The following is a 17,619-nucleotide window of genomic DNA, read 5'->3' as shown; positions in this document are numbered from 1 at the left end:
GGCGCTAGCCGCGGGTTCCGTCGCGCTGCTGAAGGGTCCGCACTTGGGAATGGACACAGCTGCAACGCAAAAGTTTCCGGCAGCCCGTAACGGATTGGGCCCGAGGCTAGCGCCTACGGCTCAACGGAAACAGGACAGCCCGGCTAACCAATGCACTTTGCATCGACGCAACTTTCGCGGAGCGAAAGGCGACTATCCAAACTTTCCGGCGAGGGCGTCGCGTTCGATCTGGAGGATCTTTTCGACGCGGCGGGCGTGGCGGGGCTGCGGTTCGTAGCGGGCGGCGAGGAAAGCGCGAATCACTTCCATTGCCAATTCTGGGCCGATGACGCGGGCGCCGATACAGAGCACGTTCATGTCGTCGTGCTCGACTCCCTGCCGCGCCGAATAGGTATCGTGGCAGAGCGAGGCGCGGATCCCGGGAATTTTGTTCGCCGCGACGCTGACGCCGACGCCGCTGCCACAGACCAGGATGCCGCGATCGGCACGTCCCTCGAGGACCGCTTTGCCGACGGCGAGGGCAAAATCGGGATAGTCGCTGCTCGTCGCGTCGGTCGCTCCGCAATCGATCAGCTCGGTCACCTGGCCCCCCAACCAGCCGACCAGTTCGTGCTTGAGCGGAAAGCCAGCGTGATCGCCACCGATGGCCAGACGCAGAGGAAGCGATGCCGAGGAGCTCATGGAAAAGTCGTCAAAATGCGTGGAGAGGGGGGGCGGGGGAACCGTCGCCGCGACGGCTTGGGGGCCGGCCGCGGTTTCCGGAGCGGTACAATGTCGAAGCGAGCCAAGGCACGGAAAATCAGGGCAAATCGGCGCTTGGATTGTGAGCGGATGGCCGTTGTGGCAGCGGCGCTGCTCTGATACTTTTTCTGTTTGCCTCGCGATTCATCCGCTGCGGGTGAGTTCGCGATCGGCCGCCCGAGGTAAACGGTTTGCCTCGGAGTCGTAACGCCAATGTTCGTGCTCCTCCAACCCCTGCGGGACTCCGGGTTTTGTAACCGGTCCGCCTGACGACGTAAACGGTCCGTCGGCGTGCGTGCTCCTCCCGTCCCGCGACTGAGTTCTTATGGTCAACCGCAATCTGATTCGCTCTCTCGAAGATCCTTCCCTCGAACAGGAGCTGGCCCTGCTGGTGCCAGCCGAAGAGAGCGAGGAACTGCTGCTCGATGCTCTGGAACAGGAGCAGCAGGATTACGACTCGGGCAAAATCGTCGATGGCCGAATCGTCGAACTCAACGACGAATGGGCCCTGGTGGACGTTGGCTTCAAGAGCGAGGGGACGGTCAGCCTCGACGAATGGGGCAGCGATGAAGAGCCGCCGAAGCTCGGCGACATCGTCAAAGTCCTGATCGAGGAGATGGAGGACGAGCTCGGAGCGGCCGACGATCCCTACGGCATGATCTCGCTGAGCAAGCGCAAAGCGGAAAAGATCATCCAGTGGGAAGCGATGATGGAGTCGGTCGCCGAGGGCCAAGTGGTCACCGGCACGGTCGTCCGCAAGATCAAGGGCGGATTGCTGGTCGACATCGGCGTCAGCGTCTTCCTGCCCGGCAGCCAGGTCGATATTCGCCGCCCGGGCGACATCGGCGATTTCATCGGCCGCGTCATCCAGGCCGAAGTCCTCAAGATCGACGACACCCGCCGCAACATCGTCATCAGCCGCCGTTCGCTGATCGAACGCCAGCGCGAAGAAGACCGCAAGTACCTGATGCAGGAGCTGGAAGTCAGTCAGATCCGCAAGGGGATCGTCAAGAACATCGCCGACTTCGGGGCGTTCGTCGATCTCGGCGGCATCGACGGCTTGCTGCACATCACCGACATGGCCTGGGAACGGATCGGCCACCCCTCGGAAATGGTCGCCATCGACCAGGAAATCGAGGTCAAGGTCCTGCACATCGACCGCGAAAAGCAAAAGATCGCGCTCGGACTGAAGCAGAAAGACCGCAACCCGTGGGAAAACGTCGAGACCAAGTACCCGGTCGGCTCGACCCACATGGGCGAAGTCGTCAACGTGATGAGCTACGGAGCCTTCGTCAAACTCGAAGCGGGCATCGAAGGCTTGGTGCACATCAGCGAAATGAGCTGGACCAAGCGGGTCAATCACCCGAGCGAACTGGTCAACATCGGCGACATGATCGAAGTCAAGATCTTGGCGGTCGATCCCGAAGGCCAGCAGCTCAGCCTGGGCATGAAGCAGACCCAAAAGAATCCCTGGGACCAGGTCGTCGAAAAGTACCCCGAAGGGACCGACGTCAAAGGCAAGGTTCGCAACCTCACCAACTACGGTGCGTTCGTCGAACTCGAGGAAGGCATCGACGGCTTGCTGCACGTCAGCGACATGTCGTGGACGCGCAAGATCAGCCACCCGAGCGAGATGCTCGAGAAGGGTCAAGAGATCGAGTGCCGCGTGCTGAGCGTCGATCAGTCCCGGCGGCGGATCGCTCTGGGGCTCAAGCAGCTCGACAACGATCCCTGGGATTCGGACATTCCGCAGAAGTATCAGCCCGGCCAAGTGGTCAACGGCAAGGTCACCAAGATCACCAACTTCGGTGTCTTCGTCGGCCTCGAGGACGGCTTGGAAGGCTTGCTCCACATCTCGGAACTGGCTGATCACAAAGTCGAAGACCCCGAAGAGATCGTCAAAGTGGGCGACGACATCGAGGTCAAGATCCTGCGGGTCGACACCGACGAGCGGAAGATCGGCCTGTCGCGGAAACGCGTCGAATGGGCTGAAGAGCAAGAGGAAGCGGCCGCCGAGGAAGAACGCCAACGGCAGTCGAGCGATCAGGAACTCAAGGGGGGTCTCGGCGGCAGCGAAGGGCCGTTGATCCCGACCAACGACTGATCGCAACCCGCAACGTGAACCCGCAACCGCGTTCGAGCATCGGCTCGAACGCGGTTTTTTAATGCGCGGTTATGAAGCGATTCCCGTCGCGAGGAACGAGCGTGCAATCAGCCGCCACGCGCTAGCGTCCGGTTCTCGGGTGATTCCCAGACTCTCACGGAATCTAGGGGGTGATCTGGCCACGGAAGGACACGGAAACGCACGGAAAAGGGACGGACCGCGGATAGCACGGAGAACGCGGATGGAAGGGGGGATCAACAGAAGCTCAAGCAAATAGACTCCGGTAGAGTCAGGCGATTTCCGGAAACCGGGGGCTAGCGCCCGGCGGCTGATGAAATGCGCAGACTGGCACTCACGGCGTGACCGCTCGGCGTTACCTCCGGCATCACCAACGCAACCGGCACATTCCTCCTACTTCGCCCTCTTTGCGAAGTCTTCCAGATCGTGGTCCCGCTCGGCCGATTCGCTTCTTTAGATGTCGGTTCGACCGGCTGCCATTGGACCCACGCGGCCCCCGGTTCTTCCGATGCGCGACGCCCAGACGTGGATGTCCAGCCCCCTCCTCCACAACGATCACGAAGGCTCCCCCGCTATGTCGGAATCAATTGAAGAACTGAATTCCGCCGTCGCCGAGTTGCAGGAAGCGCGCGTCTCGCTGCGTCGCCCCCGGTCCGGCGCTGCACCGCAGTCCCCGCTGGAGACGTATCTCCGCGAGATCAATGAAACGCCTCTGTTATCGGCCCAGGAAGAACAGGACTTGGCCGCGGCCATCGCCGAAGGGGATGTGCGGGCACGCGACCGCATGGTCCGGGCAAACCTGCGGCTGGTCGTCAACATTGCCCGTGGCTACACCGGCAAGGGTCTCGGACTGCAGGATCTGATCGAAGAGGGGAACCTCGGCCTGCTCCGCGCGGTCGAAGGTTTTGACCCCGGCGTGGGGACTCGCTTCAGCACCTACGCCAGCTACTGGATCAAGCAATCGATCAAGCGGGCGTTGATCAACAGCGCCAAAACGATCCGCATCCCCGCCTACATGGTCGAGCTGCTCAGCAAGTGGCGGCGAGCATCGGCGCGCTTGGTCGAGGAGCTGGGGCGGACGCCGACGCATGAGGAAATCGCGAGGGTGCTCGGGCTGCCGAAAAAGAAGCTGCCGATCATCAAAAAGGCGATCCGGATCAGCAACGGCACGCCCCAGAGCGACCAGACCGAAGCAGGTTGGTCGCTCGGCGAGATGGTGATGGACGAGCGGCTTAAGAGCCCCGACGAGGCGCTGCTCGACCACGACATCCTTCGCCACGCGATGGAGCTACTCGGCGGACTCGATGAGCGGGAAGCGACCGTTCTGCGAATGCGGTTTGGACTCGACGGAGCCGAGCCGCACACGCTCAAGGAGATCGGTGCCGAACTCGGGCTGACCCGTGAACGGGTCCGCCAGATCGAGACCGAAGCGCTGCGGCGGCTGGCCGACGGGCTGACCGACCCTCGCGAGCGAGACTTCCGCTAGACGATCGTTTCCCCGATCGCCAGGATTTCTTCGGCGTCGAAGATTTGGTCGTTGCGATCGAACAGCCTCTGGACGGCGGCGCGGTGGATCTTCATCTTCAGTCCACCGACGCCGATCGCTCCGTAGCAGAACCGGCCGTCGCTCTCGCTGCCGCGATCGGTCGCTTTGATCCCGCCGATGCCGCCCGGAGGAACCGCGTTCAGATCGACCGCGACTCGCCACCGCTCAGCCGCTTGAAGCGTCTCGCGGTCGACCAGTTCCACACCGGCGGCCCCGCAGGCGAAGACCAGGTCGCAGCCGGCGATGGCTTCCGCGGTCGCGGCGGCGTCAGGCGTTGCCACCGGGCGGAGCAGGGGCTGAAGGCTTTCGGAAGCGGGCTCTTCTGCCGCGGCCGCAGAATTGGCTCGGCTGGCGATTTGGCTACGGATCAAGGCCACCGCCTCGGCCGCTCGATCCTCCCGCCGCGAAGCCAGTCGCACGTGGCAGCCCGCACGGGCGAGCAGCCGTGCGACGCGCAAGCCGACAGGCCCAGTACCTCCGAGCACGACGGCCGTCGAAGAGGAAAGGGTGAGGTGCCGCTTCGCCGAGAGGACGGCTGCCGCGGCGGTCGTGTTGCATCCGTTCGCGTCGAACATCACCGAGACGCGGACCGGACCGAAAAACGTCTCCCGAACTTGCTCGAGCAGCGACTCAGCCGCGGCCACGTCGCTGCCGCCGATAAAAATCGCCGTCCGCCGCAACGCATCGCCGCCGCGGGTGAACATCGCCCCGTGAACCAGCGGCGTGACCTGGTCGACAGAAACCTGCGAATACTGCAGCAACGTCTCGACCCCCGCATCCTTCGCCGCGATCGCGTCGAAGGTGCTGGCATGGCGATCGGGGTCGAGCTGCAGCAGGATCGTTAACAGGTCCACGAAGCGTCGCTCCAAGGTATCACGCTGAAACCCCATCAGCCGCTGGGCGCTAGCCCACGGTTTCTGCCATCGCAGTAGAACCGGACGCTAGCGCGTGGCGGCTGATGAAAAAACCTGCAGCATTCGGCGGTTGATCAGAACCCTGCGTTGCTCGAACGGTCCTTAGAAACCCTTGAACGGGTGCGAGGCGGAATCTTTCTTGGCGATCATTTCGTCGGCCGACGGCTTGGACTGCATCGCGTTGGCGATCGCGTCCTTGGTGGCTTGGTAGTTGTAGTTGTAGATCTTCTGGTCGTCTTCGGCCTGCGGGTGGATGAACACGCCGCACACGATGACCAGATCCTCGACCTGATCCTTAGGAATCACTCCCTCGCCGACGCTGTCGGCAACCGCTTTCGCAACGGCGAACTGAGCGGGACCGAACATCTGCACGGCCTGCTTCATGCCCTTGATCGTGACCTTGGTGATCATCACGGTCGCCGGCTTGACCGCCACGTTCGGCTCGAGGACAGCCAGCAGGTTCGAGTGGCCTTCGCTCTGCCGCGAGAGAGCGTTGGCGAATGCGATTCCGACCGGTCCGTCCTTGCTGCCAATCATCAGGTCGATGTGGGCGATCTCGTTGCCTTCGCCGCTCAGCGCTTCGCCGATATAAAACCGCATGCTCGTCTCTCCAACAGTGGTTAATCTGATGATGTTCTCGCGACCCGGAGGAGTGAGTCCGGCGGGAGAAGTCGTGAAGTTAACAGAAGCGCAAGCGCATGCAACCACCACCGCCCCTGCGGCACTTGATCCTGATGGGCGGTTCAGTCCGGGCGGCGGCTGAGTCTGCGGCGAGCGACGGTTGGGAGGTCTCCGCCATCGATCGGTTCGGCGACGTCGATACCCGCCGCGCCGCCCGTTCCTGGCAGCCCTTGCCGCCAGAGCTCGACTTCGATGGATTACTCGAGCGACTTCCACCAGGGCCGCTGGTGCTGACTGGAGGCATGGAACAGTGGTACCAGCGTCTCGAGAGGGTGCGTGACCAGCGCCCTGTTCTGGCACCGCCCACGGCAACGATCGAGCGTCTCCGCGACCCCGTTTTCTTGCAGTCCCTGGCCGAGCGATGCGGCTTCCGCTTCCCCCGCTTCCGCCTCCCCACGACGCGCGAAGTCCCACCCGGCTGGCTCGCCAAATCGCGTCGCTCAACCGCGGGCCTCGGCGTCTCCGCCTCGCGGATCAATCCACGAAACGATGATCACTATCTTCAGAAGCGCGTCGCCGGCCGGCCTTGGGGAGCTTCGTTCCTCGCGTCCGACTCGTCGACGGAACTGCTGGGTGTGTGTCGGTCGCTTTTCCAGAACCTGGGGGCGACCCCTTTCCTCTATTCCGGTTCGCTCGGCCCCTTGCCGGTGCGCACCGAGTGCCAGCAGAAGTTGCAGCGGCTCGGCGAAGCCATCCGCCAGGAACTTGCCCTCCGGGGTCTCTTTGGAATCGATCTGATCGCAGACAGCAGCGACGAGCTGTGGGTGCTGGAGATCAATCCCCGGATGACCGCCTCGATGGAGTTGCTGGAGCGGCGGTTGGGCTCGTCACTGGTCACTCGTCACGTCGCGGCGCATGGGGTGGTGCGGGAACAGCGAGAAGCCCACGGCGATGCGTCGTCCAGCCATTTAGCCGACGCAACGCTCGGCCTCAAGCGGATCGTCTGGTCGCGGGCGGCGTGCCGCTGGGATCCCGAGTGGGAGCTAACCACCGTTGGGACCCTGGTGACGCTCCACGATATTCCTCAGCCCGGTACCTCAATCGAGCGGCATACGCCGTTAGTGAGCCTCGGGGTCCGCGGCCAGAGCGTCCGCAATTTTCTGCGCGCAGCCCACGAAGTGGAGTCCAGGCTCCATAAAAAATGCCAGCCCACGTAGTCGGGCCGGCATGGAGAGAACCTCAATGACACCCTCCCTTTAGGCGAGGGTCTCTACACAAGTCGCACGACCTGTCGTCACCCTCCCCCCGGGAGGGTCGTGAGGAACGACCGGGGAGGGCAAATGTGCGGCGGGAGAAACTCGCTGGAAGACCCTCCCCGGGCCTAAGAGCCCGACCCTCCCGGGGGGAGGGTGATGGCTGTGCCTTTTCTAGCCCTTGGATTTATGGAAAGGCCGACGCCCCGGGGGGAGGGTGTTGGGGGTCGTCGGCTTTGGACAGCCGCTCGCTGCGGTGCGTTACGGTGCGCCGCGGCCTCCTCGGCCTCGGCCCCGTCCGCCTGCCCCTGGCTCTTCCATCATCATCATGGCGGGGTCGTTCCCCATCGACTCCTGATTGGCTCTCGCATCGGCAGCCGCTTCCGCCTGCTCGCGCTCGTCGGCGAAACTGTAGAGACGGTACTCGCCGAGATGATCGAGTTCGTCGAGGACTTCTAAGGTGCCGTTCTCGTCGAACATGAGCACCACGCCCGGTTCGGTAATCGCCGGATCGCCAGCCAAGGCGAGCTCACGACCGCCGTACATATCGAGAACGACGGCCGACGTGTCGACCTGCCGCTCTTCGGTTTTGCGGATCGACAGGTCGATCGGGTCGATGACCGTTGCCACGCCCGTCTTGGTCAGCACCGATCCGGGCTGAGCCTGGAAGGGGAGGATCAGATCGGTCGCGAGCTTCATGTCCCACTTCAGCGCGACCAACTCAGCCTGCGGCGGGCTCCGCTGATACTCCACCGTCCGCGGCCGCCGCGCCTCGGCCATGTTGGCCGGTGCGACCGGCCCGGCGTAGACGCGGACCAGGTCGGGCAGCGACACCGGATCGCTCGGCTCACTCCAATCGGTCCACAGCCGCGGGTCGCGGACGCCTTTGTTGGCTTCTGCTTCACGCAGCTTCTGACTCACGCGGGCGTACGCCTCGGCCGTCAGGTAACGCAGTTCGGGCTGCATCTGAGCCATTCGCGGAAAGTTCGGGTCTTCGACCGCGACGTGCACGCGATAGACGTATTTGCGGCCCATCTTGGGCGAGTTCGCATTCTTGGGATCAGCAAAGTCGTAGAAGCGGATGAGCTTGTATTTGGGCGGGCCCATCATCGAGCGGCTGCCGTAGCCCCCCCTTCCCATGCCCATGCCCATCTCCATGCCCATGCCCATTTCCACGTCCATTCCAGGCATCATCCCCGGCATCATGCCTTGGCCGCCGAAGCCGCGCGGGCCTCCTCCGAAGCTCGGGGGCTGAACCATGCCGCCGGGGGTCTCTTCCTCGGTTTCGGCTTCCTCGACCTCTTCCTCTCCAGGCTCGGCCGGGACCGGCCCAAAGGCGCCCTGCCGGTTCATGGCCAGATCTTCCTCGAGGGGCAGATCGGGATGGACCGCGATGCGATTGATGTCGCGGAGCATCAGCGGCGGAAGGGGGAGTGTAAGCTGGCCGTCGGTGTACTTTTTCGGTGTGATGTCGGCAGCGGCCCCGGCCCACCGTTTGAATCGCTTTTCGAATTCGCTGAACGTGAAGACCGTCTTCCAGTCGGCATCGGTCAGCTGATCTGCGGGTTTATCGGTGACATCGGCCCGCTGGACTTCGAACTCCCAGTAGACGGGAACGTCTCGCATCGGGTTGCCGCCTTTGGCATTCTCGAAAGCCAGCTCATAGGCTTTGACCATCTGCTCGTGCGGAATGAGTGCGGTACCCGCGATGAAATGGGCGGTTTCCGGAGTGATCCGCGAGGAGGCTCCCATGGCCCCCATTCCGGAGAGCTTGCTGACGTCGAACCCCAAGTTGTATTTGGAGGCGAGACGACGGGCCGAGAGATTGCCTGTTCCGGGCATGCCCGGTCCTGCCATTCCAACCCCCGGATACCCTTCCATACTGGGATAGCCTCCGGCCATTGCCGGATCCATCATCGCGGCGTCTTCGGGCGTCATCGCCATTTCGCCCATCATTCCCTCGGGCCCCATCGCGTTGTTGCGACGGTTCCGCGTCCGGCGACGGGGTCTCCGCTCTTCGACCTCAATCGGATCGGCGTCTTCGAGATCGGCGAGCGGATAGCTTCGCTCGGTCGCGTGCTGGATGGCGATCGCTCCGAGCACCCCTTCCATGTGCGGCTTGCCGGGAGCCACCAAAACCGGATCGTCGCGGCGACCGATTTGGGCTTTCCCCTTCCATTCCCACGGGGTGTTCGTGGCGTAGGGAGCGGCGGGAATCGGCTGCAGCGATTTCTCGACGCGCTCCTCAAATTCGGCTTCGACGATGCGTTCTTCCCGGATCGCTTCCCAGTGATCGCCGTCGATGGAGCTCTTGACCTGAACGGCCTGACTCTCGAGATCCTCGGGTTGCTTGGTCTGCGTGTAGTCCGGCATCGAGATGCCTAGATACAACAGGAACAGCGTCACCAGGACACAGAGCCCGAGCACCATCTTTTCCACGTGCTGGGCGAAGACGCCGGAGAGTTTTTTATTCGCCATGACTCAATCCCGAGTTACCGTTCCGTAGCTGTCACGTTGGCCGTGCGTTTCTGTCCGACCCGCATCGATTCTATCGCGCCCGGATTGCCCGGGCACGAACTTCTCTCATCTTCAGGGCGCCGCCGGAGCTGCGGCTCCCGTCGGGCTCGGTGGGCCACCAGCGTTGCCGGCGGCTGGATTACCAGCGGCTGGATTGCCGGCGGCTGGATTAGCTGGGGTGGCTCCGCCCGCGGGCTGGGGACCGGTCGGAGCGGCGGTTCCTGCCGCCGGAGGCGTGGCCGGACCTGGAGCGGGCTGGCCGCCGGGGACCGGTGCAGCGCCCGGAGGCGTCGCGCCCGGCTGAGGCTGAGCGGCACCGGGCTGAGCGGCACCAGGCTGGGCGGCACCGGGCTGGGCTGCACTGGGCTGGGCTGCACTGGGCTGGGCTGCACTGGGCTGGGCTGCACTGGGCTGAGTTACCTCGGGCTGAGGAGTCGCTCCGGCTTCGGGGAGAGTCGGTTCGGCAGAGACTTCCGGCGCTTCGCCCTCGGGCGCACTGACACCGATCTGGCCATCGACTTGGGTGTTCTCGTCGACCTGCTCGATGCCCAATTTTTCCATGTCCGGTGGGTTGAAGATGTAGACGATGCCGTAGACCTCAACCGGAACGTCGTTGGGGAATTCCGCACCTTGGCCTCGCATCCCGCCGGGGCCGCCGAGCATCCCCGCTTCCATTCCTCCGGCCGCCGCGTCCATTCCGGGCATCAATCCCATGCCGCCGTAACCGGCTTCTCCGCCCATTCCCATCGCGGGGTCCATGCCCATTCCTCCCATGCCTCCCATCCCGCCCATTCCGGGCGCGCTGCGGAGGGTGGCACTGCGGGTGGGGTTCACGCGAACTTGGCGGACTTCGATCATCAGCGCCGCGTTACCGCATTCGGCGACCAGCAACGGGATCTTTCGCTGGTCCATCTTCACATTCAGCTTGACCGGGATGCGTTTGGCGACCGTCATGAAGGCGTCTTCCGGCCGCGAGCTCTCCATGGCTGACCGCAGGGTAGCCGCTTCGATCGGATCGTAGCTGAGGTCGACGTAACGTTTGTCGGCCGGGTCCGGGGTTTGTTGCTGCGTACCTCCCATCCCGCCCATGCCGGGCTCCATGCCCATCCCCGGCTCCATGCCCATTCCCATCCCCATGTCCATCGCCATCATATCCATCATGGGATCCATCATCCCGCCGCCGGGCGCGGCTCCGACGGTGGCATTTTTGCCGATCGAGATCTGCGTGATCTCGCGGATGACGGCTTGGAAGGGCTGACGTGCTTCGCCGTTGACGTTGTCGATGACGTGCATCAACTGTGTCAGCACCCACAGGTTTTCCTGCGAGTAAAGGACCTCGAGGGTCGAGGGGGTGTTGGGCCGCCAGGGGAACAGGTTGGACATCACGTCCTCCTGGCTGCTGGTCGACCACTTCACCAGCGGCGGATCTTCGAGCGGGACGTTGCCGCGGCCCATCATGCCAGGACCGCCCATCCCGGGATACAGGCCGCCGGCTTCCATACCCATCGCCGGGTCCATTTCCATCCCCGGATCCATCCCCATTCCGAAGCCGCCGCTGCTGCGGGTTTTATTGAAGTCGGCGGTCCATTTGGCGCCGGCGATTTCGGCGATATCGGGGAGCACGTTCCCGATGTAGTCGCGGTACCGGGTGAGCAACCCGACCCGGACTTGCTGTTCAGGAGTCGGCGGATAGTCGATCGTCAGTTCGATCGGTTCGAACTTGGAGAAGATTTCGACGAAGTCCTGGCCGAGTTCGTCGACCGGCCAGGTGAGGACCTGTTTCTGCCGCTCGTACTGGCGGGTCCAGGAGGTCAGCACGTCCTCGGTCAGTTCGTCGACCAGGACCTCCATCTGTTCTTTGGTTTGATCGTTCGGGTGCGTCGAGATGCTGCTGCTGATCGAGCTGATCGTCGAGACGTCGGCCTCAAGCTTTTGGGTCTGCTCCTCACGCTCGGCGATCAGCCCCGAGGCGCTCCAGTAAGCCACGCCGATCGCACCGATCACGGTGATACCGCAGAGAATCCAGAACCCGTATTTCAGGACTCCGGCGAGCTGTTCTTTGATTTGATCCATCGCTTATTTACCGTCGTGAGCGAAGCGCCACGGGGAAGAGACGCAGGTGTTCGGAGTGTCGCTGGGAGTGGAGGCGAAGGGCGAAGGGACCCGACCGCAGTTCAGGGTCCGCAGTTCAGGGTCCGCAGTTCAGGGTCCAACGTTCATTGCCATCGTGTCGCCGCTGGCGGGATCCGCCTCGCCTTCGGCTTCGGCCGCTTCCGCTTCCGCCGCTTCGCGAGCCCGCTTCTCTTCGAGCCGCACGCTGCGGGGCTTCTCCTGCCAGAAGAATTGGAATTCGAAGCTGAACTTCCTGACTTCCAGCGTCGGCGAGACCAGTTCCTCGTCGTCCTTCTTGCCATTGGCCCCGCGTCCTCCTGGGGCCCCGCCGTAGGGACCAAAACCTTCCATCCCGGGCTCTGGAGCCATGCCGAGCATGTCCATGCCTCCCATTCCAGGCATCATACCTTCCATCCCGCCGTAGCCCGCGCCGGAAGCCGGCGGCTCGTAGTCGGGGTTAGGAACTTTGGTTTTCACCGGCGAGGGGTCAGCGAGCAGGAAGGGATAGGAGATGCCGAGCTCCCGCATCGTGAAGACTTCGGTCGTCCCATCGCTGAGCGGCAATTGGACGGTCCCATCGAGCAGCTCATCCATCAACGTCCGGCGGACGTAAACGCCCCCTTCGTTGCCCCGATGTTTCGTCGGGTGGTTGTGATAGTGGTAACCGGTCAGAGTGATGATCCAGCCTTCGCCTTCGGGGCCGGGATCATCGGCAAAGTCTTCCGGGAGCGGTTTGCCGGTGACCCGCGACCAGTCCTGCAGCTCCTTCTTGTACTTTTCCTGGACCGAGGGGGTGAACCAGCTCGCTTTCACATCCTCGACGCGTTGGGTGTCGATCGAGGTGATATAGATGTCGTCCCGCTCGTCCAGCGGCAACTGCTTGACCGAGGGCATTTCGCCGTCGACCAGCTCGGTCCGCGGCAGGCTTTGGTGGATCGCTTTGAGAAGTTCGAGCCACAGCAGCCGTCGCTCAACGTTCCCCGAAACCTCTTCACCGACCTGCTTCAAGTACGTCAGCTGGGCCAGCTGTTTGCTGTCGACGTCCTTTTTGCTGTCGCTGTAGGTCTTGGTCTGCTGGACCGCTGCCTGAGCCCCAGCCCATAACTCGGGATGGACTTTGGCCCAACTCCGCTGTGCCATTCCGTAGTAGCCAGCCAAGCCGACCAGTAGCGCTGCGACGGCGGCCAGGGCCCACGGCTTTTTGGCCCGAATCATCCGCTCGGTGAGGATTTCCTGCGGGACGAGGCTGGTCGTCAGCGGTCCGCGGCCGAGGGCTTGCAGGCACAGCCCATAGCACACGCCGTAGCTGTAGATGTTGTCCTTGAAGGCCGGGGCCCCGATCACTTCGGTCCCGCCGAGCCGCTCGAAGTGGTCGAGCGTATGGACTTCGTAACCCAGGTTTTTGCCGAGATAGGCCGACAGCCCGGGGAGCTTGACCGTGTTACCGGCGAGCAGCAGCTGTTCGATCGAGGCCTTCTTGTTGATGCTTTTGAAGAAGCCCACCGAACGCTGGACTTCGGTCACCAGGTCGTTGAAGACCGGCCGCATCGTCTGGAAGACCAGTTTCGGGTCCTCGGCCTGCCGCGCGTTTCGCTTGAGATGCTCGGCCTTGGCAAACGTCAGCTTCAGGTCTTTCGTCAGCTGGCGGGTGAAGTGGTTCCCGCCGAGCGGCATGCTTCGCTGCCAGATCCGAAAGCCGTTGGTGACGATCAAGTCGGTCGAGTCGGTGCCGAGCGCCAGCATCACGCTCGACGGGGGCGGGTTTTCCGCGTCGAATCGGCCTCCGTCGAGCCGCTCGTGCATCCGGTCGTAGGCCAGCATGTTGTACATTGCTAGCGGCGCGAGCTGGATCAGATCGACCTCGAGCCCGACGTCGTCGAATGGCGAGAGCTGCCGGTAGGCCTGCTCGCGCTTCATCGCGAACAGCCCGATCTCGGTCTCCAGCGCGTAGCCGTCCTCGATCGTGCTGCCGGGCATCATCTGGTAGTCCCAGACGACGTCCTCGAGATCGAACGGGATCTGCTGGCGAGCCTCGTATTTGACGATATCGCCAATCTTCTTCGCTTCGACCGGCGGCGGCTTGAAGAACTTCGCCAACCCGGTCTGCCCGGGAACGCTCATCGCAATCCGATCGCCGCGAGTCTCGTTGCGTTCGAGAAATTTCCGAAGCGCCTCGCGAATCAGCTCCTCGGGCTCAGCCTCAGGCTGGCTGAGGATCTTCGGATACTCAATGAAATCGAATGCATCGGCGACGATCTCGTCACCCTCGAGGCGGCAACGGAGAGCTTTGAGGGCCGATTGCCCGATCTCGATGCCCCACACGGCGTTCGAATTTGCCATAGGTTTTGCAGTTCCTCAAATCGGACGCCCCCTTCGCTTGAAGCGGCGAAGAAAACGCCCTCGAGCAGCGTCCCGTGCTCTGCGATCCACAGGGGTGCGGAGGCGAGCGAAGATGAATGCGGAAAAGACTGAAAAACTCGCTGCCTCGTCGCGTCACCGACGAGCCATCCGAGGTATTTATAGCGGGAACGAAAGTTTAGACGAGGTTTCTGGCTGGCGTTCCTCGTAGTAATCTAATGAACTGGGCCCGTTGCTGTCAAATTTTCTCGCTTTTGCCCAGGGAATTCCCCGCCCGCCACGCTTCCCGCCGCAGACCCCGAACCTCTCCTTCGCGATGCCAATACCCAAGGAAATCTGCGTCTTTTTGCCCTGCCACACGCTGGAGGACTTCCCCACCCACCTCCGCGATGAAGCGGCTGCGGGATTGCTGGCGGCTTGGACATCTCCCTGGCATCCGCGGATTCTCGCCGCGGTCGAGGGAGTTCCCCTTTGGAACCGCGCCGATACGCCGCCGGTCGACATGAACCACCGCCTGATGCTGGTTCCCTCGGCTTCGGAAAGCCGCTTGCCGAGCGACTTTGAGCAGCGGCTCGGCGACGCCACCGAAGCAAAGCGGATCCACGCCACCACACGGACCGCCACGGTCCAGACGATCCTCGACTACTTGGCCCACGAGACCCAGGCGGCCCACGAGACACAGGCGGCCGACGGGGCGAACCCGGCCGATGTTGCACAGCCGCTCAAGGAGTCTGCGCCCGGTAAGGGTGGCTGCTGCGAGCGGGTGGGCGAGGTGACCGTCGGCGACTTCTTCGCCCTCGGTTTTGCGATGCTGCAGGTCCAGCTGATGACGCGGCAGCTTCGCTACAGCAGCAATCTGGACCAAGTCGTCTTCGCCGAGCACGCGGTCGCCGCCGCGACGGCTTGGGTGGCCGGGCGAGGCGACGCGGCCAAAGACTCGCTGCACGCGGCCTTCGATCTGCTGGCCGAGGAGCGCGACCACTACTTTTCAGCCGATCCGCACTTGATCGATCTGGTCCTGGTGGCCGAGTCGACCGTGGGGGAAGAGCTCGAGGAGGCGCTTCGCGGCGACCAACCGCTGAACCTGCTGCTCTCGGCTCAGGTCGCCGAACACATCCGCCAGAGAGCTCCCCAACTCGCCGAGCGGATCGCCGAGCGGCATCGGGCCGGAACGCTGAGCGTCGCTGGCGGCGCGGCCGACGACGCGACGCGGCTGGAAACCCGCTCCGGAGCGGCAGTCGCCCACTGGCTGCGGGAAGGACTCGAGCGGATCGAGCGAGCTCTCGGCATCCGCCCCCGAGTTTTCGGGCGGCTCGGCGGGGGAATTCCGGGCGACCTTCCTTCCTGGCTGGTCCCGGAAAAGTTCGTGGGGGCCATCACCTCCGACTTCACCGCCGGCGTCGGCTCGCAGGAAGAAGCGAAACTGATGTGGCAATCGGGCGGAGCGGAGATCGAGGCCCTGACGGCGCGACCGACCGACGCCGACCAGCCGCAGTCGTACCTCGGGATCGGCCCGCGGATGGGCGAAGCAGCCGACCGGGGCGAAGTGGCCACCGCGCTGCTGGTCCGCTGGCCGGGGAGCGGTTCGTGCGAGCTGGAGGACTTGCGGCGAGCGGCTCGCTGGGGATTGGCGCTCGGCCGGTTTTGGACTCTCGACAAATACTTCACCGAAGGGGAGCGTCCCTACCACACCTGCACGCTTCCCAGCGTCACGGCCGACGGCGCCGCTCTGGCCCAAGCGGTCACCCAAGGCGCCGCCGATCCGCTCAGCGGTGTCGCCCGGGAATTCGTCGCGGGACTGGAAGCCGAAGTCCGCAGTACCTTGGCAACGCTGGCCACGCTCGTCTCGGGCCATCGCGAAGCCGTCGAAGCCCCCAGCACCAGCACCAGCACGAGCGGAGGTTCGGGTTCGGGCGGCTTGCCTTCGCCCGACTTGCAGCGACACGCCCGCCGGCTGGCCGAAGCGATCGGGCTCGACCCGAGCGCCGCGGCGGCGAGCTCCGCGGCGGTCGTTCTCAATCCTCACAGCGGGCCCGCGCGGAGCACGCTGGAAATCGAGGGACCGCCCCCGGCGAGCGATGCTCCGGGGCTGTTTGGAGCCACTCGCCGCGGCCGCCGGAGCGTGCTCACGGTCGATACGCCGGGGCAAGGCTTTACGACCATCGTCGGTGATCCCCACAACACGCGGAGCGCGCCGTTTCGGCTCCGCAACCTGTTCCGCAAACCCCAACCGCTCGCCTCCGGCCAGGCGCTCTCGAACGAGTTCCTTGACGTTGCGATCGATGCCGCGTCGGGCGGGATTGCGGCGGTCCACGCCGGCGCCCAGCGCGGCAACCGGTTCTCCTGGCAGTTGGCACGGTTCGACGCCGGAGGACCGGGCGAGGGCTATTCGAGCATGCACTGCCGGTCCCTCCGCGTCCGCTTTGCCGATACGTCCGAGGGAGTGATCGAAGCGAGCGGCGAGCTGCGGGTGGAGGATCGCTCGGTGGCTGAATTCACCGTCCGCTACTCGCTCCAACGCGGTTCGCGCTGGCTGCTGGTCGACGTCGAGCTGCGCGGCTGCGAGCCGCTCGGCAGCGATCCCTGGCGGAGCTACATCGCCGGGCGAGCCGCGTGGGCCTCCGACGCCCTCTCGGTCCGTCCGCTGGTCCGCGACAAACGCCTGCGGACCAGCGGCCGGCGGATCGAAGCGCCGCTCGGGGTGTTCGTCGACGAGGGGGATCGCAAGCTGCAGGTCTGCGGGTTTGGCTTGCCGGCCCATCGGCGGGTCGGCAGGCAACGGCTCGACACGCTGCTGCGGGTCGCGGGTGAAACGAGCGAGCGATTCCGACTGGCGTACGGGTTCGACGTCCCTTCGCCGGTGCGGGCTGCTCGCCACCAGATTGTTCCGCCGCTCGTGCTTCCCTTGGCCACTCCGCCAGCCGAAGCCGCTCGCGGCTGGCTGGTCGACGTCGATGCTCGCTCGGTCGCACTGACCGATTGGGAGTGCGAGGACGAGAGCACCTTCCGGCTCCGCGCAGTCGAGACTTCGGGCAAACCGGTTCAGATGCGGCTCCGCGCGTTTCGCGATCTCGCCGCGGTCGAGCGAATCGTCGGCGGTCCGGCGGTATCGGTCGAAGGGGATACCGCAGTCCTGCGGCTCGCCGGCCACGAGTCGACCGAGCTCCGCATTCGGCTCGCCACGGTAACCCCCTGAGCCGACGGCAGAAAACGCCACTTGATCATTACCCTCCCCCCGGGAGGGTCGGGCTCTTAGGCCCGGGGAGGGCAAGCTGAACATCGCCGTCTCGAGGCTCTACGTCCCGCATCACCCTCCCCGCTCGTTCCTCGCGACCCTCCCGGGGGGAGGGTATCAGCTGGTTTTCTGACAGAGGCTAGCGCCTGCGGCTCAAAAGAGCGGGGGAGGGCATGGAGGAGGAACAACCACGAATCACA

10 protein-coding genes are annotated in these 17,619 nt (G+C 64.2%); 4 read left to right on the top strand and 6 right to left on the bottom strand.

The features are described 5' to 3' along the window. Positions 1-192 precede the first annotated feature (192 nt). On the bottom strand, positions 193-681 hold the full coding sequence (gene rpiB, locus GNK13_RS07015) for a ribose 5-phosphate isomerase B (protein ID WP_164101798.1): 489 nt from the start codon (positions 679-681) through the stop codon (positions 193-195). Positions 682-1,066: 385 nt separating this feature from the next. Here rpiB and GNK13_RS07010 point away from each other — a divergent pair, with 385 nt between their 5' ends. Continuing rightward, complete coding sequence (locus GNK13_RS07010) at positions 1,067-2,845, top strand: 30S ribosomal protein S1 (RefSeq protein ID WP_164101797.1); 1,779 nt, start codon at positions 1,067-1,069, stop codon at positions 2,843-2,845. A gap of 592 nt (positions 2,846-3,437) precedes the next feature. Further along, the gene (locus GNK13_RS07005; RefSeq protein WP_203328966.1) at positions 3,438-4,349 is read left to right on the top strand and encodes a sigma-70 family RNA polymerase sigma factor; all 912 of its coding nucleotides are present in this window, start codon (positions 3,438-3,440) and stop codon (positions 4,347-4,349) included. Here GNK13_RS07005 and GNK13_RS07000 read toward each other — a convergent pair. Together GNK13_RS07000 and fae are read right to left on the bottom strand one after the other, a co-directional pair. Next, on the bottom strand, positions 4,346-5,263 hold the full coding sequence (locus tag GNK13_RS07000) for an NAD(P)-dependent methylenetetrahydromethanopterin dehydrogenase (protein ID WP_235934864.1): 918 nt from the start codon (positions 5,261-5,263) through the stop codon (positions 4,346-4,348). The genes GNK13_RS07005 and GNK13_RS07000 overlap by 4 nt on opposite strands. A gap of 162 nt (positions 5,264-5,425) precedes the next feature. Continuing rightward, positions 5,426-5,923, bottom strand: a complete 498-nt coding sequence (fae, locus tag GNK13_RS06995) for a formaldehyde-activating enzyme (RefSeq protein ID WP_164101794.1) — start codon at positions 5,921-5,923, stop codon at positions 5,426-5,428. A gap of 98 nt (positions 5,924-6,021) precedes the next feature. Here fae and GNK13_RS06990 point away from each other — a divergent pair, with 98 nt between their 5' ends. Beyond that, the gene (locus tag GNK13_RS06990; RefSeq protein WP_164101793.1) at positions 6,022-7,161 is read left to right on the top strand and encodes an ATP-grasp domain-containing protein; all 1,140 of its coding nucleotides are present in this window, start codon (positions 6,022-6,024) and stop codon (positions 7,159-7,161) included. Between the two features lie 297 nt (positions 7,162-7,458). Here the strand turns inward: GNK13_RS06990 and GNK13_RS06985 are convergent, their stop codons facing one another. The 3 genes from GNK13_RS06985 to pilM all read right to left on the bottom strand — a co-directional run bounded on the left by GNK13_RS06985 (position 7,459) and on the right by pilM (position 14,166). Beyond that, positions 7,459-9,675 carry a hypothetical protein gene (locus GNK13_RS06985; protein ID WP_164101792.1) on the bottom strand — a complete coding sequence of 739 codons (2,217 nt, stop codon included), beginning with the start codon at positions 9,673-9,675 and terminating at the stop codon, positions 7,459-7,461. A 111-nt stretch (positions 9,676-9,786) separates the two neighbouring features. Then, positions 9,787-11,787 carry a hypothetical protein gene (locus GNK13_RS06980; protein WP_164101791.1) on the bottom strand — a complete coding sequence of 667 codons (2,001 nt, stop codon included), beginning with the start codon at positions 11,785-11,787 and terminating at the stop codon, positions 9,787-9,789. A 129-nt stretch (positions 11,788-11,916) separates the two neighbouring features. Further along, entirely contained in the window at positions 11,917-14,166 is a 2,250-nt protein-coding gene (pilM, locus tag GNK13_RS06975) for a type IV pilus assembly protein PilM (protein ID WP_164101790.1), read from the bottom strand. 334 nt (positions 14,167-14,500) lie between these two features. On the opposite strand from pilM, the gene GNK13_RS06970 reads away from it, so the two are divergent. Further along, on the top strand, positions 14,501-17,380 hold the full coding sequence (locus tag GNK13_RS06970) for a hypothetical protein (RefSeq protein WP_164101789.1): 2,880 nt from the start codon (positions 14,501-14,503) through the stop codon (positions 17,378-17,380). Positions 17,381-17,619: the final 239 nt, after the last annotated feature.

The sequence above is a fragment of the Candidatus Laterigemmans baculatus genome (assembly GCF_010367455.1).
Lineage (GTDB): Bacteria > Planctomycetota > Planctomycetia > Pirellulales > Pirellulaceae > Laterigemmans > Laterigemmans baculatus.
Note: the sequence above shows the minus strand (reverse complement) of the source record. Positions and strands in the feature narration are given on the sequence as shown.

Excerpts from the sequence above, each read along its gene's own strand:
- GNK13_RS07010 (WP_164101797.1), top strand. The coding sequence starts at position 1,067 with ATGGTCAACCGCAATCTGATTCGCTCTCTCGAAGATCCTTCCCTCGAA.
- GNK13_RS06985 (WP_164101792.1), bottom strand. The coding sequence starts at position 9,675 with ATGGCGAATAAAAAACTCTCCGGCGTCTTCGCCCAGCACGTGGAAAAG.
- rpiB (WP_164101798.1), bottom strand. The coding sequence starts at position 681 with ATGAGCTCCTCGGCATCGCTTCCTCTGCGTCTGGCCATCGGTGGCGAT.
- pilM (WP_164101790.1), bottom strand. The coding sequence starts at position 14,166 with ATGGCAAATTCGAACGCCGTGTGGGGCATCGAGATCGGGCAATCGGCC.
- GNK13_RS06980 (WP_164101791.1), bottom strand. The coding sequence starts at position 11,787 with ATGGATCAAATCAAAGAACAGCTCGCCGGAGTCCTGAAATACGGGTTC.
- fae (WP_164101794.1), bottom strand. The coding sequence starts at position 5,923 with ATGCGGTTTTATATCGGCGAAGCGCTGAGCGGCGAAGGCAACGAGATC.
- GNK13_RS06970 (WP_164101789.1), top strand. The coding sequence starts at position 14,501 with ATGCCAATACCCAAGGAAATCTGCGTCTTTTTGCCCTGCCACACGCTG.
- GNK13_RS07005 (WP_203328966.1), top strand. The coding sequence starts at position 3,438 with ATGTCGGAATCAATTGAAGAACTGAATTCCGCCGTCGCCGAGTTGCAG.
- GNK13_RS06990 (WP_164101793.1), top strand. The coding sequence starts at position 6,022 with ATGCAACCACCACCGCCCCTGCGGCACTTGATCCTGATGGGCGGTTCA.